This is a genomic window from Deinococcus sp. AJ005 (assembly GCF_009017495.1).
In the GTDB taxonomy this organism is placed as follows: Bacteria; Deinococcota; Deinococci; order Deinococcales; family Deinococcaceae; genus Deinococcus.
Map to the genome: position 1 here is coordinate 359,864 of NZ_CP044990.1, position 23,799 is coordinate 383,662.

Consider the following 23,799-nt stretch of genomic DNA (forward strand, 5'->3'; position numbering starts at 1 on the left):
GAACCATCATGAGTCATCCATTCCCCGGTCTGGAAGCCCTGATTCCCGCCGACGCCCTCCTGGAAAAACTTGCTGGCGGGGCCACCTGGGGCGAGGGGCCAGTGTGCCTGGACGGCGGCGCGGTGCTGTGGAGCGATATCCCCGGCAACGTCGTGTTGCGCTGGCACCCGCAGGAGGGGGCTGGCGCGGCGCTCCAGCCCTCGCATTTTCACAACGGCCACACCCGTGATGATCAGGGGCGGTTATATGCCTGCTCGCACGGCGAACGCGCGGTGCTGCGCTCAGCGGATAACGGACACAGTTGGGAGCCGATTGCCACGCACCACGCGGGCAAACGCCTGAACAGCCCCAATGATGTCGTGGTGGCCCGTGACGGCGGCGTGTGGTTCTCTGACCCGCCCTACGGCCTGATCCAGCCCCGCGAGGGCTACGGCGGCGAGCAGGAGCAGGCTGTGTGCCGCGTCTACCGCTTGGACCCCGATACAGGCGAGGTAGAGTCGAAAGTGAGCGACATGCTGTGGCCCAACGGTCTGGCCTTCAGCCCCGACGAGGCCACGCTGTATGTCACCGATACCAGCCGCACCCATGATCCGGCGGGCCATCACCACATCTGCGCCTACCCGGTGGCGTCAAACGACGTGGGCGCGGGCCGCGTCTTTGCCGTCGTCTCGCCGGGGATGCCCGACGGGATTCGCACCGATGAACATGGTCACCTCTGGAGCAGCAGTGGCAGTGGCCTCCAAGTCTTTGCCCCAGATGGCCGCAAGCTGGGCGAGGTGCCCGCGCCGGAGGCCATCACCAACCTGACCTTCAGCCATCTGGAGCCGTACCTGTACATCACGGGCAGCGACAGCCTGTACCGCCTGCCTGTTTCGGTGCGAGGCGCGCGGTTCTGATGGCCCAGCAGAAAGTGGCCGTCATCGGCACGGGACTCATGGGCCGCCCGATGGCCGAGAATCTGCTCAAAGCGGGCCATGACGTGACCGTTTTTAACCGCTCGCCCGAGAATCCGCAGGCCCTGGCAAAGCTGGGCGCGACGGTGGCCGCCACTCCTACCGAAGCTATCCAGCACGCCGATCTGGTCATCACCATGTTACCCAACGGCTCCGTTGTTTCGCAGGTGTTACTGAATGGAGTTTTTGGGGCCGCGCAACCTGGCACGCTGTTCGTGGACATGAGCAGCATCCATCCGGCGATTGCCCGCGACCTGGCGGTGGCGGCGCAGACGGGCGGACTGCGCTTCGTGGATGCCCCGGTCAGTGGCGGTACGGGCGGAGCAGAGCGCGGTGAACTGGCGATCATGGCCGGGGGGCCGGAAGACTGGATTGCCGAGGCCCGGCCCGTACTGGACGTGCTGGGCAAGGTCACGCATGTCGGCCCGTCCGGCAGCGGGCAACTGGCGAAACTGGTCAATCAGGTGATCGTGGCCGTAACAATAGGCGCGGTGGCCGAGGGCCTGACCCTGGCCCGTGCGGGCGGCGCGGACCCGGCCCGCGTGCGCGAGGCGATTCTGGGCGGCTTCGCGCAGAGCCGCATCCTGACCGAACACGGCGCGCGCATGATCGAACGGCGCTTTGAACCCGGCGGCACCATGACCAATCAGATCAAGGATCTGAACGCCGCGCTGGACGTGGCTGACAGTTTGGGGGCCGCCATGCCCCTGACGGCGCGCGCCCGTGACCTGTTTGCCGATTACGCGGCGGGTGACGGTGGCGTGCGGGCCGGGGACGATCACAGCGCCCTGGTGCGGCACATTGAGGCGCTGAGCGGCCTGCTGGTGGGAGGCTGACCTCTAGCTCAGTTCTGGACCAAGTCCGTTACAGCACATCCTCGGCGCTGCCGCGTTTGCGCTTGTTGTTCTGGGTCTTGCGCCAGCGCAGCGCCTTGACGATGGCCGGGGCGGCGGCGTTCAGCGGCAGATCGTAGGCGGGATACCACGCCCGCTGCTCGCTGAATTTCAGCTTCATCTTGAAGACGCCGAACGAATGTTTTTCCTCGTCCAGAATGCGCGGGATGCCCCAGAAGTCGAACAGGGTATAGCCGCGCTGTTTGGCGTCCAGCATGGCGTTCCAGTAAAAGGCGTCGGGGGCCTTGCTGTCTTTCAGGGGCTTGCCCGCCTCGTCCACGCGGTCATCCCGCACGCTGCCGCCGAACAGGTAATAGGTGCCCGCGCCCATGCCCAGGAAAAAGCCGCCCGCCAAAGCCTTGCCCTGGTGCCGGGACAGCACGATGTACGCCTCGCCGCCGTGGGCATTGCCCTCGCGCAGCAGGGTTTCGTAGTACGCGCGGGGGTACGCGCCCAGTTTGGCGCGCTCGTTGGTGGCCGTAAAGATTTCCCAGAAGGCGTCGAAGTCGTCGTCGCGGCCCGCCACCACGCCCAGTTTCTGCGCGGTGCGCACATTGCGGCGGGCCATGCTGTGCAGGCCAGCGAACAACTCGTCCTCGGAGCGGCCCAGATCGGCCAGAATGGTGTGTTCGGGCTGCTCGGACTCGGCGCGGCGGAAGGGGCCGTAACTTTCCGGAATCTCGCTGCCTTCCTCTGCGGGAAGGGGCACGGGCGGCTCGATCTTCAGGATGGCGTCGGTGGGTTTCGCCACCGCCTTTATGGCCTCGGCCACGGCAGGCAGCAGGTCCAGGCTTTCCAGCGCCGGGCCGCGCGGCGCGTACAGCGTGCTGAAGCCGGGCACCAGCCGCTTGCGCAGCAGTTGCAGCGCGCCCACTGTGCGGCCCGCTTCATCCGCGATCAGGTAGCGCATGGGGGTCTGGCCCAGCACCCGCCTCGCCTCGCCGTAGCCCCAGCCTTGCAGGGCGCTGGTGATCGGCATATTCCGCACAGCGTCGTCATAGACGCGCGGATCGGTGGTTTCCAGAAGCTTCAGGCGCACGCGGGGGATTGTAGCAGGGGCGGCAGAGTGGGGGAGACGGTGAGACAGATAGGCCCGTTAGAGGAGGGCGGGTGGTTTGTGCCCCACAACCGTCGTGAACAGTCCCTACGATGGGCAAGACTCCTTGAGGGATGACTCAAGCAGATGTAATTGCGAGACCGGATGGAGCGTTCAACCGCAGGACCGTCCCAGACCCGCAGTGGCAGGCTGCGGTTGCCAGATGTCCTGACTTTCCCCCTGGCCTCCAGCTTTTGCCACCATCCCTCATGCCCAGGCAGGCTAAACTGCCGGGCGTGAAGAAAATCCTGCTGACCCTGGCGCTGCTCGGCGGCGTCGCCCTGGCCCAGACCACTCCGCCCGTGCCTGCCCCGGCCCCCACCGCGCCTGCGCCCGTTCCAGCCCCGGCCCTGGAAGCCGCGCCCGCTGCCCCGGAGGCTCCGGTCAGCACGGGTGACCCCGCCGCAGTGGTGGGCAAGGTCGGCGCACAGACCTTTACCCTGGCCGACTTCGACAAGGCGTTCCGCGTCGCCGCCGCCCGCGTGGTCAATGCCCAGGGCATTCCCTTCGAGGATTCGTACCTGTCCGAGTTCGCCTCGGCCCGCCCCGATTACCTCAAGCAGTTCCTGCGGGACCGCGCGGTGGCGCAACTGGCCGGGTCGCGCGTCAAGCTGGATCAGGCTGCCGTGGACAAACAGTTCGAGGACGCCCGCGCCAACTTCGAGACCGACGAAGCCTTCGCGGAGGCGCTGGTCGCCACCGGCTACGGCGACCCCGAGGACCTGCGCGCCGAGTTGGGGCGGCAGGCGCTGATCAATGCGTATCTGGAAACCCTCCAGGACCGCTTCAAGTTCGGGGACGCCGTGGTGGCCGGGTATTACCAGCTCAACCGCGACAAGCTGACCCGCGAGGCCGAAGCCTGCGTCAAGCACATCCTGGTGCCCACCGAGGCCGAGGCCAAGACAATCGTGGCAGACTTGAAGGGTGGCGCGGACTTCGCCAAGATCGCCGCCGAGAAGAGCCAGGACCCCGGCAGCGCCCCGCAGGGTGGCGATCTGGGTTGCTTTGCGCCTGGGCAGATGGTGGATACCTTCGACAAGGCCAGCTTCACCGGGCCGGTGGGGGAGGTCCAGACCGTGCAGTCCCAGTTTGGTTATCACGTTCTTGTGGTCACCAAGCGCACTGACGCGGGCGTGACCCCACTGGCCGAGGCCGCCCCGCTGATCCGTCAGCAACTGTCGGGTGACGCCGCCCAGAAGTACCTGGATTCCCAGATCGCCCGCCTGAACACCGAATCCTTCCCAGAAGTGGTCACACTGACACCAGCCAGCGAGTAAACGTCCAGCCTGACTTTTTCCACTGAGCAGGATGCAAGAAATGGAGGCCGTTCTGAATCCTAGAACGGCCTCCAAACTGTCTTGAACAGCCTCCTGCCCGGTGGTGACGGTCATACGCGCAATCCATCTTCTTTTCTGCTCGCCACCGTCGCCAATAGATGTCCATGACTGGTTGAGTTCAAAGGGAGGAGGTCTTTCCTCTGCGTCGCAGCTTTACCAGCTCCGTTGACCTGTCCTGCCCGGATTTCCCCGGTGTTTCCAACACTTTTCAATCAGAGTCCGTATGACACGCTCCCGCCCTGAACGCGACACAATGCAAGGATGGAATTTTCCGCAACGCCTGTATTTTTTCCGGTCTGCCGCCATGTCCTCTGAACTGGACCTTCGGGCACTGGAGGCCCTGGGCTGGGGGCCAGATTTCGGGGACGCCTACCAGACCTTCCGTGCGGCCCTCTCGTCCGGCGAACAGGAGCGGGTCACGCCGGTCCGGGTGGTGGGGGTCCAGCGCCAGACTTTTCAGGTGCGGGGGGTGGACGGCGAGCAGGAAGCCCGTCTGGCTGGGGCGTCGCGCCACAGTGGGGCACTTACGCCTGCCATCGGTGACTGGTGCGTGCTGGAAGCCGCCTCTGATGGCAGCGGGCGACTGCTGGAAGTGCTGCCACGCCGTACCACCTTTGCCCGTGCGGTGGGCGGCGAGGAGGGCAAGCGGGCCGGAGCAGTACGCCAACAGGTTATCGCGGCCAATGTCGATCTGGTCCTGATCGTCACGTCTCCTGACCTGGACTTTGATCTGGAGCGGCTGGAACGTTACGTACTGGCCGTGCAGCACAGCGGCGCGCGGCCTGTGCTGGTGCTGAACAAGGCCGATCTGCATGCACAGGCGGACTGGTGGGTGGAGCAGCTCCGCAGTCTCGGACCCGATCTGGAAATTCACGTCACCTCTGCCCAGGCCAGTTCGGAGCAGAACGCTGAGGCACAGCAAGGCGAGGGACTGGATGGCGTGCGGGCACTGCTCACGCCGGGCGTCACGCTGGCGCTGATCGGCTCGTCCGGGGTGGGCAAATCCACCCTGACCAACGCATTGCTGGGCCGCCCCGCCGCGCCCACCGGGGAAGTGCGGGCCAGTGACCAGCAGGGACGGCACACCACCACCAGCCGCACTCTGTATGCCGTTCCCGGTGGAGGGCTGCTGATCGACAACCCAGGGTTGCGGGATATCGCAGTGTGGGATGCGGACGCGGCTGGGTTTGAGGACCTGGAGGCGCTGGCGACGCAATGCCGTTTTCGCAAATGCACCCACACCACCGAACCCGGTTGCGCGGTACAGGCGGCGGTGCGGGCGGGCGAGGTGTCTGCCGCGCGGCTGGCGGCCTTTCAGAAGCAGTCGGGCAGGCGTGGGCGACGCTGAGTAGGGTAGGCCCACAATGATGGCGAATCTGGGAATGCCGATTGACATTGTTGCCAGGATAGCCGGGCACAAGAACTCCGACATCACGTGTGACGTCTACCAGCGCGTCCTTGAAGATGAAATTCAAAGGGCAGTTCAGGCCATGCCGTCCCTGTTCATCTTTCCTCATCTTGAGGTGGGGAGCGTGCATCGTCAGGGACACAACATGGCCAGAGGGCCGCCCCGCACCGTCGCGGCCACCGCCTGAGCAGCAGGCTGAGGCCGGGCGAAGTAAAACCCCTGGCCCAGGTCGCAGTGCAGTGCCTGCAACTGGGCGACGGTGGACGCGTCCTCAATGCCCTCAGCCACCACCTCCAAGCCCAGGCTGTGTCCCATCGAAATTATGGCCTGGATGAACGCCGCGTCGGTGCGGCTGTCCTGAATGAACACCCGGTCGATCTTGAGGACGTCGACCGGCAGTGAGCGCAGTTGACCCAGGCTGGAGTGGCCAGTTCCGAAATCGTCCAGGGCCACGCGCACGCCCAGGGCGCGCAGGTCCAGCAGTTTTTGTCGGGCCTGCGCCGCGTCCGTCATCACCGCACTTTCAGTCACCAGCCCGGGCGCGCCGCCGTACTCAGCCAGCGCAGCGCAGGTATCAGCCACGAAGTGTTCGTGGGCGAACTGGGTGGGCGACACTGACGCCGGGGAGCGTCACCTGCCACGCGCACATCTGTCGGATCGACTCGCGCATGGCCCAATGGCCCAGCCCGCCCATCATCTCGCGCGTTTCGGCCACGGGAATAAAGTCGGCGGGCGAGACTGACCCGAGTACCGGGGACGTCCAGCGCATCAGGGCCTCGAAACTGCGCACCCGTCCACTGCTCAGCTCGATCAGGGGCTGAAAGTGCATGGAGAATTCGCCCCGTTCCAGTGCGCCGCGGAACTGCACTTCCAACTGGGCCTGCGGCATGTGCAGTCCGTTAAGCTGCTCGTTGGTAAAGCGCCAGGTGCCTTTGCCAGCCTGCCTGGCCTGGTACATGGCCCCATCTGCGTGCTCGATGGCCGCCGTGGCCTGCTCGGCGTCGCCAGGAGCCAGGGCCACTCCGAGGCTGGCCGAAATGTGTGAGGTCTCCTGGCCGATCTGGAAGGCCTGGCTGGCAGTGTCGAGCAGGGTCTGCGCCACTCTGGCAGCGGCCGGCGCATCGTGACCGGGCAGCACCACCACAAACTCGTCCCCACCAAACCGGGCGAGTATTGCGTCGGCTGGCAGGGTGTTGGAAAGCCGGGCGGCCAGTGCCTGAAGGAGCTGATCGCCCATCAGATGCCCGAAGGTGTCGTTGATCTCCTTCATGCGGTCAAGATCCATGAACATCACTGCGACCACACTGTTCCAGGTGCGTGCCTGGTCAATCTGCTGTTGCAGGTTGCTGCGGTTCCGCACGCTGGTCAGTGGGTCATGTTCGGCGCGGTGGGTCAGGCGCAGTTGCAGGCGCTGGTTGTCGGTCAGCACCAGGAGCTGACGCAAAGCGAACAGGCCCACGATCAGCCACAACAGCACCTGTCGCCGGAGACGGTGACGCTCCTGCGTGAGCACCGCGCAGCACAGATGGTGGAACAGAGCGGGGCGAAGGTCTGGGAGGAGACGGGACAGGTGTTCACGAACGCGCGTGGGCAGCGGCTGTACCCGGATTCGCTGACGAAGCTGGCGCGCAAGCTGGCGGCGCGTGCGGGACTGGGACGCGTGCGCTTCCATGACCTGCGGCACACCTACGCGAGCCTGATGCTGTCGCGGGGCGTGCCGATGGAGGTGGTCAGCGAGAAGCTGGGGCACTCGCGTATGAGCACGACAGCGGACATCTACCGCCACGTGTACGCCGAGGAACACCAGCAGCACACGTTGGCCCTGTCAGACATGCTGACGCCCCGGCCTCTAAAGCTGCGGAGCGCGGCCCTGGAAGTGCCGGAGCTGGAGCAAGGCGACCGGGTGGCTTGAGGGCAGGCAGGGGCGGGGCAGGGGTCACTGTTTTGACTCTGCCCCGTCTCTGGGCTGTGACGTTCCATGAGATGGGCATAGATTCGCGGATAGATGGACTGGGCACCCTCGGTCTCTCTCATCCGCCTGAGATGAGCGTCACCACCTGATAGGGCCTGATTCCTTCCTCAGCCTTCGCGGAATCTGAAACCACTTCCTCCAGTAGATTCACCGTCTGCCACTGGTGAACATCCAGGGCGCTCAGGCCGTCCAGCGTGGCCTGCTGCCCGTGGGCCTCATAGACGCGCAGAACGGCGTCATCTGAAGCCTCGGCCAGTTTGAGAGCGCTCAGGCGCAGGCCAGCAGGGAGGCTCATCAAGCGCGAACGAACAGGTAATGTGCCGCCCGTTGCCGCGCTGTGAAGGGCGATCAGGGGGGCGTTGAGGTCCTGGGCTTCTCTCAAGGTGCCCCCGCGCCAGTCCCCCGCGTGCGGGTAAAGCGCGTAGGTGAACTGGTGTTGCCCCTCATCAGCCGTGGGATCAGGATAGACAGGCGATCTGAGCAAACTCAGGCCCAGCACATTGCCCCGGCACGAATAGCCGTACTTGCTGTCATTGAGCAGGCTGACCCCGCAAGCCCCATCGTTCAGATCAGCCCAACGGTGGGCTGGCACCTCAAATTGCGCGGCGTCCCAGCTTGTGTTGGTGTGGGTGGTGCGAACGACGCTGCCGTAAGCCGTCTCATAGGTGGCGTGCGGGCTGCGAATGTTCACAGGCGTCAACGAGCGCAAGAAGGTGTGACGGCCATGCCAGTCCACTTCCGTCTTGATGTCCAGCCGGGCACTGCCGGGCCGCAGCTCGTAGACCTGGGTGATGGTGCTGTTGCCATGCTTGCGGATCACCTGAATGGCCGGATATGGCGCGTCTGATAGCCGTTGTGGAGGTTGAGCGGCCAGCAGTTCTTCACCGTCTTCGGCGTAGGCAGCGTCCACCTCCCAGGCGTCATACTCGCGGGCGATATCCACGTAGGCCCACACCTGGTTGCCGCGCCCGGCGAGCATCTCGCGGGCCAGCCGTTTGTCATAGATGGACGTGAGGGTGCCGTCTCCGCCTACCGTCACGCGCAGACAATCGTTGTCCAGCGTCAGGTCGTGAGGGTTGGTGTTCATGGCTGAAGCTGGAGCCTCCCCCTGCCCCACCTTGAGTGCCAGGTAGCCCAGACCCGGCACAGTCATCTCAGCGTGAAGGTGAAGCTGCCCACCCTGGAAGTGCGTCTGGACAGGCAGCCCTTCTTCAGTCGCGAGTGTTAACGGACGCCCAGACTCAAAAGCAGCGTGCAGCGGGCGGTCATCGGAGGACAGGTTCCAGATGACGAGGCGTTCTGGGCCGCTGACCGCGTCGCTGAGAGCTTGCAGCGCTGCATTTCGTACGGCAGTCGCCTTTTCCAGTGCCGCGCCAAGTTCCTGGTGGGCCACGTCGTACACGGCCTTGACGCTGGAACCTGGCAGAATGTCGTGAAACTGGTTTCTGAGCAGGGTCTGCCACAGCGTGGCCAGGTCCTGTCGGGGGTAGGGCTGTCCCAGCAGACGGTGGCCCAGGGTGCAGGCGGCCTCGGTTTCCATCAGCGTGTGTTCCAGACGGCGGTTGAAATTCTTCATGTGGGCCTGGGAAGTAAACGTGCCCCGGTGCATTTCCAGGTACTGCTCGCCGGACCAGGTGGGCAGGTTCGTGGCCTTCACCTCGTCGTAGAACTCGGCTACCCGTGTCATCTTCAGGCGCGGTAGACCAGGAAACTCCTTGATGCGCCCGTAGTCTTCCAGCATCTGGGCTGTGGGGCCGCCGCCGCCATCGCCGTGGCCAAAGCTGAGCAGCGAGGCGTGACTCTGGCGCTTGCCCCGGAAATTCTGCCAGGTTTGCAGGGTGTCCAGCGGGGCAATATCGCCGTTGTAGCCCTCTGCGGGCAGGGGGTTGTAAAAGCTGTGGGCCAGCACCCGGCTGCCGTCCAGCCCCTCCCAGTGATACAGGTCATAGGGAAAGGTATTGGTCTCGTTCCAGGTCAACTTGGTGGTAAAGAAATAGGGAATATTCGAGAGCCGCAGGAGTTGCGGCAGGTTGGCGGCGTAGCCGAAGGTATCGGGCAGCCAGCAGACACGGGCGGCCTTGCCGAACTTCTCGGCAAAATAGCGCTGGCCGTAGAGCAACTGCCGCGCCCACGATTCGCCGGAAATCAGATTGCCGTCGGGTTCCACCCACATGCCGCCGACCACGTCCCAGCGGCCCTCCTGGACGCGCTGCTGGATGCGCCCGAACAGTTCGGGGGCGTCTTCCTCGACGTAACCGTAAAGCTGGGCCGAGGACTGGTTGAAGGTGAAATCGGGGTACTGCTCCATCAAGGTCAGCACGGTGGAAAAGGTGCGCTGGGCCTTGAGGCGCGTCTCGGAGAGCGGCCACAGCCAGGCCAGATCAATATGGGCATGGCCCGACAAACTGATGTACCCGGTGGGTGGAAAGCGTTTCAGCAAGTCTGCCAGGCGCTCGCCCCAGACCTGGCGTGCCTGCCTGAGCGCCGGACACAGGTCATCAGGGAACGGCGGACTGTCGTCGCTGGCAAAATCCCACTCGTCCCAGATCCCGGCGATCTGGTCCGCCTGCTCGCGCTGCTGGACCGCGCGTGAAAGGTACACGGCGCTGTCACTGCGCTGGATGGGAAGCTGTGTAAACAGCTCACTGAGGGCGTCGGCGAGCTGGGCGGCCAGGTCAGGCTGGCCGTGTGCCAGGAGTTGCCGGGCCGCTTCATGTGCCGTACTCAGGTCATCGTGCAGGGCGCGGACCTCCAGGTCAGGCTCTACCAGACAGGCCACCTTCAGTTGAGGATGCAGGTTTGGGCGTCCAAACAGATCCTTGGGACTGGCCTGAATCTCTATGCTGAGGCTCTGCCCGCCACAGACCCCAGCGAGCCGATACTCGTGGTGGTACGGATTGAGACCGCCTATTTGCTGACCGTTCACACTCAGCAGGCCCTCGCCGCCGACATCAAAACGCAGGAAGACAGGTCCTGTCCAATCTGTCGGCACCGTGGTTTCAAAGCGCAGCGTGACCGGGAAATCGCGGCCCGGCCAGCCCTCGCCCACCGCGATGGACTGAGCCTGATCAGAGCTGTGGGCGAAGAACTCACCGCCCATCAGCGTCTGCCGCCGGGCGTCGCGCCAGGCTCCCAGCTCGTTGAGGCGATTGTGCAGGCGAATGAGGATCTGGGCCGTCGTCAGGGCGTGTGTCATGGAAAAACCTCTCCTCGCTGCTCGACTGCATGATGGACGCCCAGACACAGCGAGGCCACCGACAGTATCAGGTCGGTTCCCAGAATCTGTGGGCCAGCCAATCGGTTTCCAGGCATGGTGCGGCCTCCTCTTCAAGTCAGAATTTGTGCCACGCGTCCACAGGGGTCCTGGAAATTATTTTACATCTGCCGCCATATTGAAACTTGTCTGGGGAACGACCTCGTCGTCAGACAGTTGAGGTCTAGAGCAGGTCTCTGAGTGAGTTGCTGGAAGCCCTTTTTTCTGGCGACTCCATTCTCTTCTTCGCAGCCTTGCAAGTTCATCCTACCCGTCAAAAATCTCTTGTGCCATGCAGTCTTGAAAATGGCCGCTCTCTGCCCACTGACCCGGGTGCAAAAGCCCACCCTGCTCTTTCTAAGGCTCTTTCCGAGGGAGCTTTTCCCAGAGTCCTTTCTGAATCATCCTGAAAATTATTCTCAACATTTTTAAAAAGTTGACAAAAATAATTTTCAAGTGTACTGTGACCACACAGCCAAATCCAAACGTTCGAGCTGAACCAGTTGCATCACACGTCGGCATGACCCGGTCAGAGGGGGCCAGCACCATGACCCAGCTTCAGTCTCCATTGCCCAGTCCCCCGTCCAGTGGGGCCATCGGGCGCATTCGCCTCCAGGCCCATAGCCTCTCGCCCAGCCTGCGCCGCGTGGCGGAACACGTCGTTCAACACGCCGACAGCGCCGTTCATCAGACCATCACCGAGGTGGCCGCCAGCGTGGGCGTGTCCGAGGCGACGATCACCCGGCTGTGCCGCAAGCTGGATTACGCTGGATTTCACGCCTTCAAGATTGCCCTGGCTGCCGATCTGGGCGGACGTGAACAGCGTGGGCGCATGGCGCAGGAACAGGTGGGCGCAGACATGCCCACGGCCACCCAGCGGTTGTTTCAGCAGGCGGCACGCACGCTGGACGACACCGCTCGCCTGCTCGATCCCGTGACGCTGGAGGACGTGGCCCGGCTGCTGGCCCGCGCCCCCAGGGTGGACCTGACGGGGCAGGGCAACAGCGGCCTGATCGCGCAGTTCTTCGCCCACCGCCTGATGCGGATCGGCATTACCGCCAGCGCGTACACCGACCCACATCTGGCTGCCGTGAGCATCAGCACGCTGCCGCATGGGGGGGTGGTGATCGGCCTGAGCAGTTCAGGCAGCACCATCGACACCGTTCAGCACCTGAAACTGGCGCAGTCGTGCGGGGTGTCCACCGTGGCGATCACCCACCGTGCCAGCAGCCCGATCACGCGCCACGCCAGCATGGTGCTGTTCACTGCCGCCCAGGAAGATCCCCTCACCGACGCCGTGCTGGACACCCTGACCAGTCAGGTGATGTTGCTGGAAGTGCTGTACGCCGCTGTGCTGGGCCACCGTCCCGAATCCAACGCCATGCTGCGCGTCACTGCCGAAAGTGTCGTGGAAAAAAAGTACTGAACCCCGTCCATTCGCCCCCTCACTTTCCCAGGAGGAATGCCCATGAAACAGTTCCACAAAAATGCACTGCTCGCCCTGACCCTCGGCCTTGGCCTGACCGCCGTTTCCGCCCCTGCCGCCGCGCAGGCCTCCACTGAGATCACCTTCTGGACGTGGTACCTCAGCCCCAAGTTTGACCCGTACATCAAAGACACCATCGCCGCCTTCGAGAAGGCCAACCCCACCATTAAAGTCAAGTGGTTCGACAAGCAGGACAGCATGGTGCAGGACTTTATCGCCAGCGTGAACCTGGGAAGCGCCCCGGACGTGGTGAACCTCAACATTGACGAGACCGGCAAGGCTGCCCAGAACGGCTTCCTGCGCAACGTGGACGCGCTGACGCCGCTGGCCAACCTGAAATCCACCTTCTATCCGCAGACTCTGGCCAACTTCACCATCGGCGGCAAGGTCTACGGCTACCCGTGGTACGGCTCGCTGAACGAGGGCGTGCTGCTCTACAACCCGGAGCTGATGGCAAAAGCGGGCGTCAAGGCCCCCAAGAACATGACCGAACTGCTGAACATGGTCAAGACCGTCAAGGACAAGACCGGGGCCTATGCCTGGGTCCCGGCCCTGAAAGATCCGGGTGGCGCGTCGTTCCTGGGGTACTTCTCCTCCGACGGTCTGCCCATCTATGACGCCAAGGGCAACGCGGCGTTCAACAGCCCGGCGCATGTGGCAATTCTTCAGAAGTACGTTGATCTGTTCAAGGGCGGCTATTTCCCCGAGGACGCACTGCGTAAGGAAGCCTTCCAGCTCGCCACCGAACTGTACGCCCAGAACCGGGTCGCCATGATCGTCGGCGGACCGCAGGCCCTGAACCGCATCAAGGACACCAACCCCGGTCTGTACGCCAAGACGGTGGTGACATCCGCGCCACTGGGCAAAGCGAATACCCAGACTGGCACCAGCATGGGTATGGTTATTCCGCAGGCCAGCAAGCACCCCGCCGAGGCCGCCAAACTGGCTGCATACTTCACCAACAACACCAATCAGATTGCCTTCGCCAAGATCGTGCCAATCGTCCCCACGACGGCAGCCGCGCAGAACGATCCCCTCTTTAAGGGCACGTCCAGCGATCCGATTGCCAAGGCCACTGCCCTGGTGGGCGCGTCGGGCCGCTTTATCAACCCAGGCTTCAAGGCTCCGGGCAACAGCGATGACCTGTACAAGAACTTCAGCGACAACATCGAGGCCGCGCTGCTGGGCAAGAAGACCCCCAAGGCCGCGCTGGACGACTCCGTGAAGTTCTGGAACGCCAACATGAAGAAGTGAGTTTGGGGGGAGCTGGGGCTGAGGCAGGCCCTGGAGACCCCTGACTTGCTCAGTCCCCGCCCTGAAATCGACGGGCGGGTTCTTGCTTTTCTGGACAGGACCTTGTGCGGTCCTCGTTGCTGAATTTGCCGCCAACCCCGGCCCCGGCTCCGCAGCTCTGCGGGTGACCCACGATGGGAGAGGGAGCGAAGCCCTCGATACTTTTCACCGAAGGAGGTGATGACATGGCCCGTTCACAGCCACTTGGCATCAAGCCGCTGAAGCCCAATGCCCCGCGTGCCAGATACTCGCTGCGGGACACGCTGTTGTCCTACGGCTTTCTGGCCCCGGCGCTGATTCTGCTGACCCTGTTCACCTTTTATCCGCTGGCCTACGGCTCGTATCTGGGCTTTACCGAGTACGGCGGGGCGCGCTTTGCCCAGGGGCTGGCCCCCAGATGGATCGGGCTGGAGAATTTCCGCACGCTGGCCGCCGACCCACTGTTCCTGACCGCGCTGGGCAACAGCGTCAAATATCTGGTGATCGTGCCCGTGCTGCAACTGGCCTCGCTGTCGGTGGCCGTGCTGGTCAACAAGAACCTGCCCGGCATGGCCTTTTTCCGGGCCGCGTATTACATCCCGGTGGTCACCAGCATCTCGCTGGCTGCCGTGATGTGGGACTGGGTCTACAACAAGGAAGGCACGCTGAACTGGGCGCTGGGGGCGGTGCATCTGATCCCGGAAGGCGGCGCGTTCGGCTGGCTGAACAACGAGCAGACCGCCTTCTGGGCCGTCATGTTGGTGACCTTCTGGCGTGGCTTCGGCTACTACATGGTGCTGTATCTGGCCGGGTTGCAGGGCATTCCCGCTGAGCTGGAGGAAGCGGCAGTGCTGGACGGTGCGAATTCCTGGAAACGTTTCTGGAGCATCACAGTGCCGCTGATGAAACCCACCATCCTGCTGTGCAGCCTGCTGTCCACCATCGCTGCGCTGAGGGTGCTGGAGGAAGTGCTGGTGCTGACCAACGGTGGACCGCTGAACAGCACGTACACAGCGCTGATGTACGTGTATTCCAAGGCGTTCCAGGGCTTCAACTTCGATTATGGTTTGGCGAGCGCCGCTGGACTGGTGGTGGCTGTGGTGGCCCTGCTGCTCTCCGTGGTGAACTTCCGCCTGTTCCGCGAGAGCGACGGGGGGGAATCATGAGCCTCGTCGCCCGCGCCCCTGCCCAGACTGCCGCGCCGCGTCGCCGCAACCTCAAGCTGGGCCGCATCATCCTGCGCTACGTCTTTCTGATCGCGGTGCTGATCTTCGCGGTCTTTCCCTTTCTGTGGACTCTTGCCATTGCCCTGACCGATAAGACGGCGGGCGGCAGCATCTACAACTTCCCGGCCAGCCTGTTCCCGAAGGCCATCACGTTTCACAACTTCGCAGACGTGTACCGCACCTTCAGCCTGGGCAAATACATCTGGAACAGCGTCTCCATCACGGGCATGACCATCATCGGCACGCTGCTGGTGTCGGCGCTGGCGGCCTACCCGCTGGCCCGCTTCCGCTTTCCGGGCAAGGGCATCATCTTCGCCGTGATCATCGCCACCCTCGTGCTGCCCGGCGAGACCACCTTTATCGTCAATACGCTGACCCTCAAGAAGATGGGGCTGCTGGGCACGCACCTGGGTGTGGTGTTGCCCACCGTGGCGGCGGCCTTTGGCATCTTTTTAATGCGCCAGGCGTTCCTGAGCATTCCCCAGGCGCTGCTGGAAGCGGCCCGGCTGGACGGTGCAGGCGAGTTGACCATCCTGACCCGCATCATGCTGCCGCTGAGCGTGCCGTCGCTGGCGGCGCTGGGCATCTTCACGCTGGTGGGGACCTGGAACGCCTATTTCTGGCCCATGCTGGCGCTCTCAGGTGCACCGGACGCTGTGCCGCTGAGCGTGGCGGTGCTGAAGCTCAAGGGGCAATTCAACTACGATCCGTTCAACATCGCTGCGGGTTCGATCATCATGATGATTCCCGTACTCCTGGTCTTTCTGGCCGCACAGAAGCTGTTTATGCGTGGGATGGAGGGAGCAGTCAAATGAGGAGATCTGAGGTTTTCAAGGTCCGGGAGTCCAGGATTGGGGGGCTGTCCTCCATCAGCCAACCCCAGTGAAGCCTGCCCGCACCCTGATCGTGGACCTGCCCGGGCCAGACCTGACGCCAGAGCAGGGGCGTTTCCTCGCCCAACACAGTTTCGGCGGCGTGTGCCTGTTTGCACGCAACATCACGACTCCAGCGCGCACGGCCCGTCTGGTCGCCGATATCCGTGACGCACTGGGCCACGACGCCCTTATTGCCACCGATCAGGAGGGTGGAGCGGTGCTGCGGCGATTGGACGTGCCACATGCGCCCACCCCGCAGGCGCTGGGGCGACTGAATGACGTCGAGGCGGCGCGTGAAGCTGGACGGGTTGCCGCCCGGGGACTGATCGAACTGGGCATCAACTGGAATTACGCGCCGAGCCTGGACGTGAACGTGGACCCGCTCAACCCGGTGATCGGTGAGCGGTCCTTCGGCGCAGATCCGCGAGTGGTGGCCGAACTGGGCGTCGCCTGGGCGCAGGGCAGCGAGGAGATGGGTGTCCTGAGCGCCGTCAAACATTTCCCCGGCCACGGCGATACGCGCACCGACAGCCATCTGGCGCTGCCTGTGGTGGACAAGTCTGCCGCCGAGCTGGAGGCCGTGGAATGGCTCCCCTTCCGCGCGGCAGTCCAGGCGAATCTGGGCAGCATCATGACCGCCCATATTCTCTACCCGCAAATCGACGCCAAATATCCCGCCACCCTTTCTAAGAAGCTGCTGCATGGGCTGTTGCGCGAACGGTGGGGGTACGGCGGCGTGATCGTCACCGACGCGATGGACATGCGGGCGGTGGCAGACCGTTACCCGGACGGACACGGCGCAGCGCTCGCTTTGGGTGCTGGGGCGGACGCCGTGCTGGTTTGCGGTCACGGCGATCTGGACATTCATGTCCGGCACCTGGAAGCGGTCCAGCGTGCCGTTCAGTCGAGCGAGCTCTCATCAGCGCGGGTGGGGGAAGCGGTGGGACGGCTGGAGGGGGCCGCGCGGCGCTTTCCCGGACGCTCCAGGCCGTACACGGCGGGTCAGCAGAAAACGGATGACGCCTGGGCCGATATGATTGCCCGGCGTAGCCTGGAAAGTCTGGGCCGCCTGCCCAGGCTTGATCCTCAGGGGACGGTGGTGCTGATTGCCCACCAGCAACCTGGACTGGGCGGACCATACGGCGACAGCCTGGGTGGCGAGGAGCTGGCACAGGCTCTGCGGGCCACTTTTCCGGGGTTACGGCTGGCGATGCACGATGGGCAGGACCTGTCTACCGTGACCGCTCTGCTCTCCGACTTGCCGGACGCTGCCGTTCTTCTGGCCACCACCGAACGCTGGGATGTGGGCGAGGCCGTCCGGCAACTGGCACGGACCCTGGGGGGACGCCGGGTTGTGCATGTGGCGCTGTGGAACTCCAGCGCAGCGGTGGAACTGGAATTACCTGCACTGGTGACATACGGCTTTCGTCCGGCACAGTTGCGGGCACTGGCATCTCGTCTGGGTGAGTGACAGAGGGGAATGGGAGTGCTGGGCAGCTACCATATTCATCTGACCCACCACCATGTCAAGCAGCGAACAGTCCATCTGCTGCTTCAAGACGTACTGCTAGACGCCTACAGATACATCAACTTCTGCAAACTGTGGTGGATGTAGGCTGCTGCACTGCTTTCATGTGCCACATGGGGTCTGTCTTGTCAGGCTCTTGAGCTTCCTGGGTATCCTGATGCGGCGTCACACGACGATGCGCTTGAAGTCGCCCTGATCGTCGCGTGCGGCGAGTTGGCCGTACATCAGTTCACGCTGGACCACCTCGGCCACCTCCTGCCCCAGTTGCTCGGCGCTGCGGTGTTCGCTGGGCAGGGGTTCGGCCACCACGTCGAAGCCGCGCTGGGTGTCCACATCCTGAAAGCGGACGCGGACCTGAAACGCGCCACCGTTCACTTCCGGCCTGACGTCCAGTCCCTTCCTGCCCTCCTGATGGGCGTTGTAGGCAGATTCAAATGCGGTCTGTGCTGCTTGAAGGTCCATGTCCGCAGTCTCGCGTAATCAGCCCGTCCCGGTCTGCTCGGCAGCCTTCACATCGGGTTGAGCTTCGAGACTGGTTCTCAGCGGCGTAAGGCAGGACTCGTCGGCCCGGCCCGGCAGCTTCGGGGCTGTTGCTCCACCGCCTTCCCAAAGCGTTACGCCCGCTGGCTCTGCCGCCTGACCGCCGGGAATAAACTCTGTCTGTTCCTTGAGAGCCGACAGCAACGGAAACAGCCTGACTCACTGAAGGGTCCGTATGGCACCTACCCTTGGCGACGACGGCAGGCCATTCCAAACCTCTCGCGTCTCCAGCAGTTTCAGTTTCTTTGGTGACTTACCTGCCGAGACATCCCCCGAATACTGTTTGCAATGCTCCTCCAGACACCTTAAGAAACGCAGGCAGGCCCCGCGCATCCGGTGTGATGGTCGCAGCGGCATAGTGGACTGATGTCTACTGCCAGATCACAGGTCGAGCGGGCCAGCCGCCGGGTTGCTCCGGGCCTGGAGGCCCTGGCCCGGTTCGGCTATGCCAGCAAGGGCGTGGTGTACGGGACCATAGGTGTACTCGCCCTCAGTCTTGCGCTGGGGGGCGGAGGTGCCACCACCGACACCAAGGGGGCGCTCCTGCGGCTGCAAGATCTCCCGGCGGGCAGCGCCTTGCTCTGGCTGCTGGTGGTGGGTCTGGGCGGATATGCATTGTGGCAGTTGCTGCGGGCGGTCCTGGATCCAGAACATCAGGGCACCGAGGCCAAGGGGCTGGTGAAACGCGCGGGCTACCTGATCAGCGGCGTCGTTTACCTGACCCTGGCCGTGTTCAGCGCCCGCGTCGCGGCTCCGGGCAGCGCTTCCCGTGCCCAGAACAGCGAGGCCCAGACCGCCTCGCAAGTTCTGGAACTTCCCGGCGGTCAAGTGCTCCTGGGTCTCGCGGGCGTGGTTTTGTTGGCCGTCGCGTTCAGGCAGTTTTACAACGCCTACGGAGCCAGATTCATGAAGCACATGGCCTTTACCGATGTGGGGGCACAGTACCAGGGCACTCTGAAACGCGTCGGACAGGTGGGAGTTTCCGCGCGCGGCCTGCTGCTGGCCATTGTGGGCGTCTTCTTGCTGGCAGCGGCCTGGCGGAATCAAGCCAGCATTGTGATCGGTACCTCCGAGGCGCTGGCCTGGCTACGCGAACAGCCTGCAGGCCAGTTTCTGCTGGGCGCGGTGGCGCTGGGGACGCTGTGCTACGGGCTGTGGTGCGTGATCCAGGCGCTGTACCGCCGCATCAAGGTGATGGACTGAAAGAAACTGGGCAGGACCCGGATCAGCCCGCGCTGCTCGAATTTCGTCAGAAGGAGATTTCACTCACGGAGCGGTTCTTCGATGTCGAAGGTGGGCAGGACGTGGTGGTGGTGCGTTGCGGTGCCCACGTACCCGGCGCGGTCATACCATTCGTCGTCACGCTCACAGCGGAGGATGGTGGCTCCCTGGGCGCGGACGGTGCCCTGGGCCTGCACGCGGCCCAGGCGGGCGGCAAGGGTGCCCTTGCTGCCGAGACGGCTGACACCCTGGGAGGTGCTCAGGCGCAGGTGATTGCGGGTCAGGTCCGGCCAATGGTGCGCGTAGCGGTTCACAGCGGCGCGGCCCTGCTCGCCAAGAAGTTCCGGGGCGCTGATGTACAGGTCCGCCGGGTCACCGTCGATGCGGTAGCGGATGCGCGGCGGGAGGGGTTCGTCGGTGGGCAGCGCGAAAGCCTGGATGCCGATGGCCTGCAGCGCCGTCTGGTAGGGGCGGCTCAGCAGGCCGTGGCGGCACATCCCCTCGTTGAGGACGAAGACGTGATCGAACTCGCTGCCCTTGGCGCTGTGATACGTGCTGAGAACCACGCCGTCCTGCGCCAAGGGCCGCGCCGCGTCGATGCGCAGCGCCAGCGCCCCCCAGGTTGTGTTGTGGAGGTCCTGTGTGGCGTGCAGTATGGCGGCCCACGCGCGGTCCCGCTCACTCAGTCCCAAGCCCTCGCGCAGGCTGTTCAAGGTGGCGTGGGCGTCTGCGGCGGGCATGTCGGGCTGGGCGGTCAGGGCTTCCCGCAGGGCCGAGCCGATCAGGCTGGCAGCAGGCCGCAGTTGCTCGCGGACGTTCAGCAGCTGATAGGGGACCCCCTGTTCCCGCAGAGCGTGCTGCACCTCGTGCAGATGCGTCCACTCCCGCGCCAGAACCGCGAGCTGGTGTGCCGGGGCGCCGCCGTGAATCAGAGTCGCGGCTCGGCAGGCCACGCCGAGCGCGGCGTGATAGCGGTGACGGTAGCGGCCGATCTGGACCTCGCCCCCCTCGGTGGTTTCAGCCGTGCGGACACTGACCACCCGGTCCGAGTCGCCTTTCAGACGGGCCTGTGCGGGCAGGGCCGCCTCGATAAAGGCGTTGGCGGCCTCCACCAGACGCGGCAGACTGCGGTAGTTCGAGAGCAGCGGCACCACCCCGTCCCCCGGGATGTCGTAGTCCTGCTGAAAGCGGCGGATGAACTCGATGTCCGCGCCCTGGAAGGAATACAGGTTCTGATCGTCGTCCCCGACAGCGACGAGGTAGCCGGGCTGCTCGCGGTCATCCTCGTCTGCGCCGGGTGTGGGCTTGCTGGGAGTGCGGTCAAAGGCGGCCAGCCGCGTGATCAGCTCGTACTGGGCGGGATTGACGTCCTGGTACTCGTCCACCAGCACGTACTGGTAGGGGGCAGGCTGCTCACGCAGTTGCTCGCTGGCCAGCCGGATCAGCCAGTCGAAGCGGTCCTCGGGGTTCACCTCGCGCGGGGCGTCGCGCTCGCTCTGGCCTGTCAGCGAGCGGGCCAGGCCGTGGAAGGTCAGGACCGGGACGTGCAGCGCCGCTGATAGCGGCGCGCAGGCATTGAGGGCACCCTTTCACAGGGGGTTCGGGCCTTTGGGTTGAGAAATTGCCGATATCGAGGGCTGCAAAAAGCGCGTCTCCAGCATGTGTTCACTGCCCTGGCGATCAATGTTATTCGTCTCTGCACCTGGCTGGATGGTGGTCGCCCCAAAGGAACCAGGGTCTCGCGCTTTGCCCAACTGCGTGCTGCCTGAATTCGCCAGCAGAATCAGACCGTTTGTAAAAACGGGGGAAATCCAAGTGAAGTGAGCAGGAAAGAATACGGATTGCGCTTAAGTCATAGTTGTAAGGACAGTGCCAGTAGGGTCCCCGTACCCTGGATTCAGCAAGTGACGCCCATGGTCACGCTGCATGGAGGTCATGATGGTCAAGCTCAACCGCGTTGTCCCCTTCGGACTGCTGACGCTGCTTGGCCTGATACACATCTCATGGATGGTGTTCAGGTGGGGCCCGCCGAATCTCCAACCGTTTCTGGCGGGCCTGCTGTATGTGCCAGCTTTTCTGATCGCGGCCGGATACGCAGCGCGTACAGCCCGTCAGGTCCAGTCCACCCGTGAGTCGGTCGCCTGGGTGTGTATTAGCGTCGGGCTGCTCGCCTTCGGACTGGCCCAGGTGATCTTCACCTACCTTCAGGTGGTTCGCCAGGTGGACCCATTCCCCAGTCTGGCCGACGCCCTGTTCCTGCTGTTCCCACCGCTAGTCGGCGCGGCTCTGCTGCTTTTTCCCCGCCCTCACCTGAGTCGGGCAGGCTGGCTGCGCCTGGGACTGGATGTGGGCATCATGACGGCGGCCGCCGGAGTGTTCTCGTGGCGGTTTTTGCTGGCCGATCTCGTCGTGGCTTACCGTGCACAGGCGCTGGCGGGAAGCATCGCGCTGGCGTATCCCACATCTGACCTGCTGCTGCTGTGCCTGGTGCTGTTGCTGTTGGCACGCCACCAGCACCTCCCGCGTCAGGTCACCGTGCTGATGGCCCTGGCATTGACCTCGTTCATTGTGGCCGACACGGGCTTCGCTGCTCTGACGGCCAGACAAGCGTACGTCCCCGGAAGCATCATTGATCTGTTTTGGGGCTTCGGGGGCCTGATGTTCGGCATGGCAGCGGTCCTCCGGGGCAGTAACACACGGATCACCATCACTGCGCCCGCACTGAACTGGACGGTGCTGACGGCCAGCCCCTACCTGGCTGTGGCGGCAACCGCGATCCTCTTGCTCAATACCTTGATGGGTGGGACCGTGGACTTCACAGGGCGTGGCGTCCTGTGGAGCACGATGCTGGTCGCCACCCTGGTGCTGGTCAGGCAGGCCGTGGTATTTGCAGAAAACGCCGCATTAACCCGTGACCTGTATCGGGCAACCCAGCACCTGGAAAGCCGCGTGGCCGCCCGCACCGCCGAACTGCATACTGCCAACACGCAGCTGCACGCCTTTTCTCTGGACCTTGAAGAGAAGGTACAGGCCCGCACGGCGGAACTGGAGCTTAGCCGCGCCCACCTCGCCCATCAGGCCCACCACGACGCCCTGACCAGCCTCCCCAACCGGGTGCTGTTCAGCGATCGGCTCAGCCAGGCCGTGACGGCTGCGGCGCGTTATAACCGCAAGCTGGCCGTGCTGTACCTAGACCTGGACGGGTTTAAACAGATCAACGATACCTGTGGGCATGAGGCAGGAGATGAGGTGCTGCGGGTCACGGCCCGCCGTTTGCAGGAGGCGACACGGCCGAGCGACACCGTCGCCCGTCTCGGCGGCGATGAGTTCATCGTGCTGCTGACCGAGGTGGGGGAAGTCTTTGACGTGGCCAGCGTCGCCCGCCAAATCCTGGACAGCGTCAGTAGAGACATCGTGTTGGACGCTCAGACCACGCGGGTGACCACGTCCATCGGCATCGCCCTGTACCCAGATACCGCGCTGGATGCTGCCCCCCTCCACAAGCAGGCCGACGCGGCCATGTACCGGGCCAAACACGGAGGCAAGAACACCATCTGCTACTTCGCGCCTGAGATGAACAGCGTCATCCAGATGCGCGCCGACCTGGTGGCAGGCCTGCGCTGCGCCCTGACCAATCAGGAAATGTACATGGTATATCAACCGCTTTTCGCGCCCAGCACGCGCGCGTTCGCGTCTCTCGAGGCGTTATTGCGGTGGGCGTCGCCCTCACTGGGTGAGATCTCGCCCGGAGAGTTTATTCCGATCGCGGAGGACAACGGCCAGATCATAGAGCTTGGTGCCTGGGTCCTCAACGAAGTCTGCCGTCAGCAGGCCCTGTGGCAGCGTCAGGGGCTCGCACCCACACGAGTTGCCGTCAATGTCTCGCCGCTGCAGTTCGCCCGCCCGGGATTTGTGGAGGACTTGCGTCATCTTCTTGGTCGCCATGGCCTGGACGGGCGCTGGCTGGAATTAGAATTGACAGAGCGAATCATGCTGCATGACTTGGCGTCGATCGCCCATAAGATGCGGGAATTGCGCGCCCTGGGCGTGGGTATTTCAATTGATGACTTCGGGGCCGGAAACACCGCGCTCAGTTACTTCTTCCAACTGCCCATTACCACCGTCAAGATCGACCGATCCCTGATCCAGGGGCTGGGGCAGGCCCACGGATCAGACCGGGTGGTGCAGGCTATCGTGGCCCTGGCACATTCGCTGGATCTGAATGTTGTCGCCGAGGGCATCGAAACCTGGGCACAGATGACCAGTGTGACCGATCTGGGCTGTGAACGGGTACAGGGGTATCTGCTGGCAAGGCCAGAACGGGCCGATGTGGTGCAGGCTCGACTGTTCCTTGAATCACCAACTAGAGAAACCAGTAAAGGCTGAAGGTAAGCGGCTGGTGTGAGGCGGTAGAGCCGCTAAAGTCCGGTTAGGATCATCCATTTTTTGGCGACAAATCAAGTTGGGCGTCTTTAACTCCCATCGGCGCTGAACCCAGTGACCTCAGTCCCAGCGCTCTCACCCGCCCATTCCTCTGGAAGCGTCTTGGGCGTTTCGGTGTTGTTGCTTTCCAGTGTCCAGGATTCCCGTCCTGAAAAAGCTCCACTGCTAAACCTGCCGTAGACCGGCTCGCTCATGGGGTGGTTTCCATCGAAAAACGTGTACCGCAGGGTGACGGTCCGCCGTGGGTCATCGGTGCTGTTGGGGGCCGCCCACATAAGGGTATGACGGCAGTTTAG

17 protein-coding genes and 1 pseudogene are annotated in these 23,799 nt (G+C 63.9%); 13 read left to right on the plus strand and 5 right to left on the minus strand.

From position 1 onward, the window contains the following. Positions 1 to 8 precede the first annotated feature (8 nt). Together DAAJ005_RS03825 and DAAJ005_RS03830 are read left to right on the plus strand one after the other, a co-directional pair. The gene (locus DAAJ005_RS03825) at positions 9 to 896 is read left to right on the plus strand and encodes an SMP-30/gluconolactonase/LRE family protein (protein WP_151845954.1); all 888 of its coding nucleotides are present in this window, start codon (positions 9 to 11) and stop codon (positions 894 to 896) included. Next, positions 896 to 1,789, plus strand: coding sequence for an NAD(P)-dependent oxidoreductase (locus DAAJ005_RS03830; RefSeq protein ID WP_151845955.1), 894 nt, complete (start codon positions 896 to 898; stop codon positions 1,787 to 1,789). Before DAAJ005_RS03825 ends, DAAJ005_RS03830 begins: the two co-directional genes overlap by 1 nt. A gap of 28 nt (positions 1,790 to 1,817) precedes the next feature. On the opposite strand, the gene DAAJ005_RS03835 is transcribed toward DAAJ005_RS03830, so the two are convergent. Next, the gene (locus DAAJ005_RS03835; RefSeq protein ID WP_075833470.1) at positions 1,818 to 2,885 is read right to left on the minus strand and encodes a peptidoglycan bridge formation glycyltransferase FemA/FemB family protein; all 1,068 of its coding nucleotides are present in this window, start codon (positions 2,883 to 2,885) and stop codon (positions 1,818 to 1,820) included. A 293-nt stretch (positions 2,886 to 3,178) separates the two neighbouring features. Between DAAJ005_RS03835 and DAAJ005_RS03840 the strand changes: the two genes are divergently transcribed. Both DAAJ005_RS03840 and rsgA read left to right on the plus strand, forming a co-directional pair. Next, positions 3,179 to 4,219, plus strand: a complete 1,041-nt coding sequence (locus DAAJ005_RS03840; protein WP_226342556.1) for a peptidylprolyl isomerase — start codon at positions 3,179 to 3,181, stop codon at positions 4,217 to 4,219. 364 nt (positions 4,220 to 4,583) lie between these two features. Beyond that, entirely contained in the window at positions 4,584 to 5,627 is a 1,044-nt protein-coding gene (rsgA, locus tag DAAJ005_RS03845; protein ID WP_151845958.1) for a ribosome small subunit-dependent GTPase A, read from the plus strand. A gap of 192 nt (positions 5,628 to 5,819) precedes the next feature. Here rsgA and DAAJ005_RS19085 read toward each other — a convergent pair. After that, positions 5,820 to 7,200 (minus strand): annotated as a pseudogene (locus DAAJ005_RS19085) (putative bifunctional diguanylate cyclase/phosphodiesterase). Here DAAJ005_RS19085 and DAAJ005_RS03860 point away from each other — a divergent pair. After that, complete coding sequence (locus tag DAAJ005_RS03860) at positions 7,180 to 7,599, plus strand: tyrosine-type recombinase/integrase (protein WP_226342557.1); 420 nt, start codon at positions 7,180 to 7,182, stop codon at positions 7,597 to 7,599. The pseudogene DAAJ005_RS19085 and the gene DAAJ005_RS03860 sit on opposite strands and share 21 nt — an antisense overlap. A gap of 118 nt (positions 7,600 to 7,717) precedes the next feature. Here DAAJ005_RS03860 and DAAJ005_RS03865 read toward each other — a convergent pair whose 3' ends face one another. Then, complete coding sequence (locus tag DAAJ005_RS03865; protein ID WP_151845961.1) at positions 7,718 to 10,855, minus strand: glycoside hydrolase family 38 C-terminal domain-containing protein; 3,138 nt, start codon at positions 10,853 to 10,855, stop codon at positions 7,718 to 7,720. 577 nt (positions 10,856 to 11,432) lie between these two features. On the opposite strand from DAAJ005_RS03865, the gene DAAJ005_RS03870 reads away from it, so the two are divergent. From DAAJ005_RS03870 to nagZ, 5 genes are all read left to right on the plus strand, one after another. Further along, positions 11,433 to 12,338: a MurR/RpiR family transcriptional regulator gene (locus DAAJ005_RS03870; RefSeq protein WP_226342558.1), complete on the plus strand. Its 906-nt coding sequence runs from the start codon at positions 11,433 to 11,435 to the stop codon at positions 12,336 to 12,338. A 42-nt stretch (positions 12,339 to 12,380) separates the two neighbouring features. Next, complete coding sequence (locus DAAJ005_RS03875) at positions 12,381 to 13,652, plus strand: sugar ABC transporter substrate-binding protein (RefSeq protein ID WP_151845962.1); 1,272 nt, start codon at positions 12,381 to 12,383, stop codon at positions 13,650 to 13,652. 224 nt (positions 13,653 to 13,876) lie between these two features. Continuing rightward, on the plus strand, positions 13,877 to 14,836 hold the full coding sequence (locus DAAJ005_RS03880) for a carbohydrate ABC transporter permease (RefSeq protein ID WP_151845963.1): 960 nt from the start codon (positions 13,877 to 13,879) through the stop codon (positions 14,834 to 14,836). After that, the gene (locus DAAJ005_RS03885; RefSeq protein WP_151845964.1) at positions 14,833 to 15,711 is read left to right on the plus strand and encodes a carbohydrate ABC transporter permease; all 879 of its coding nucleotides are present in this window, start codon (positions 14,833 to 14,835) and stop codon (positions 15,709 to 15,711) included. The genes DAAJ005_RS03880 and DAAJ005_RS03885 overlap by 4 nt, the downstream gene beginning before the upstream one ends. Before the next feature lie 67 nt (positions 15,712 to 15,778). After that, the gene (nagZ, locus tag DAAJ005_RS03890; RefSeq protein WP_151845965.1) at positions 15,779 to 17,242 is read left to right on the plus strand and encodes a beta-N-acetylhexosaminidase; all 1,464 of its coding nucleotides are present in this window, start codon (positions 15,779 to 15,781) and stop codon (positions 17,240 to 17,242) included. A 222-nt stretch (positions 17,243 to 17,464) separates the two neighbouring features. Here nagZ and DAAJ005_RS03895 read toward each other — a convergent pair whose 3' ends face one another. After that, entirely contained in the window at positions 17,465 to 17,761 is a 297-nt protein-coding gene (locus DAAJ005_RS03895) for a hypothetical protein (protein WP_151845966.1), read from the minus strand. A gap of 444 nt (positions 17,762 to 18,205) precedes the next feature. Here DAAJ005_RS03895 and DAAJ005_RS03900 point away from each other — a divergent pair, with 444 nt between their 5' ends. Next, positions 18,206 to 19,042 (plus strand): DUF1206 domain-containing protein, encoded by an 837-nt coding sequence (locus tag DAAJ005_RS03900; protein ID WP_151845967.1) that lies wholly within the window; start codon positions 18,206 to 18,208, stop codon positions 19,040 to 19,042. Positions 19,043 to 19,101: 59 nt separating this feature from the next. Here DAAJ005_RS03900 and DAAJ005_RS03905 read toward each other — a convergent pair whose 3' ends face one another. Further along, on the minus strand, positions 19,102 to 20,610 hold the full coding sequence (locus DAAJ005_RS03905) for an ATP-dependent helicase (RefSeq protein ID WP_226342673.1): 1,509 nt from the start codon (positions 20,608 to 20,610) through the stop codon (positions 19,102 to 19,104). Between the two features lie 63 nt (positions 20,611 to 20,673). Here DAAJ005_RS03905 and DAAJ005_RS19415 point away from each other — a divergent pair, with 63 nt between their 5' ends. Together DAAJ005_RS19415 and DAAJ005_RS03915 are read left to right on the plus strand one after the other, a co-directional pair. After that, the gene (locus DAAJ005_RS19415) at positions 20,674 to 20,829 is read left to right on the plus strand and encodes a transposase (protein ID WP_370519760.1); all 156 of its coding nucleotides are present in this window, start codon (positions 20,674 to 20,676) and stop codon (positions 20,827 to 20,829) included. Between the two features lie 166 nt (positions 20,830 to 20,995). Beyond that, on the plus strand, positions 20,996 to 23,446 hold the full coding sequence (locus tag DAAJ005_RS03915; protein ID WP_192930853.1) for a bifunctional diguanylate cyclase/phosphodiesterase: 2,451 nt from the start codon (positions 20,996 to 20,998) through the stop codon (positions 23,444 to 23,446). The last annotated feature ends 353 nt before the right edge of the window (positions 23,447 to 23,799 follow it).

Excerpts from the sequence above, each read along its gene's own strand:
- DAAJ005_RS03825 (WP_151845954.1), top strand. The coding sequence starts at position 9 with ATGAGTCATCCATTCCCCGGTCTGGAAGCCCTGATTCCCGCCGACGCC.
- DAAJ005_RS03830 (WP_151845955.1), top strand. The coding sequence starts at position 896 with ATGGCCCAGCAGAAAGTGGCCGTCATCGGCACGGGACTCATGGGCCGC.
- rsgA (WP_151845958.1), top strand. The coding sequence starts at position 4,584 with ATGTCCTCTGAACTGGACCTTCGGGCACTGGAGGCCCTGGGCTGGGGG.
- DAAJ005_RS03865 (WP_151845961.1), bottom strand. The coding sequence starts at position 10,855 with ATGACACACGCCCTGACGACGGCCCAGATCCTCATTCGCCTGCACAAT.
- DAAJ005_RS03870 (WP_226342558.1), top strand. The coding sequence starts at position 11,433 with ATGACCCGGTCAGAGGGGGCCAGCACCATGACCCAGCTTCAGTCTCCA.
- DAAJ005_RS03875 (WP_151845962.1), top strand. The coding sequence starts at position 12,381 with ATGAAACAGTTCCACAAAAATGCACTGCTCGCCCTGACCCTCGGCCTT.
- DAAJ005_RS03880 (WP_151845963.1), top strand. The coding sequence starts at position 13,877 with ATGGCCCGTTCACAGCCACTTGGCATCAAGCCGCTGAAGCCCAATGCC.
- DAAJ005_RS03885 (WP_151845964.1), top strand. The coding sequence starts at position 14,833 with ATGAGCCTCGTCGCCCGCGCCCCTGCCCAGACTGCCGCGCCGCGTCGC.
- DAAJ005_RS03895 (WP_151845966.1), bottom strand. The coding sequence starts at position 17,761 with ATGGACCTTCAAGCAGCACAGACCGCATTTGAATCTGCCTACAACGCC.
- DAAJ005_RS03900 (WP_151845967.1), top strand. The coding sequence starts at position 18,206 with ATGTCTACTGCCAGATCACAGGTCGAGCGGGCCAGCCGCCGGGTTGCT.
- DAAJ005_RS03915 (WP_192930853.1), top strand. The coding sequence starts at position 20,996 with ATGATGGTCAAGCTCAACCGCGTTGTCCCCTTCGGACTGCTGACGCTG.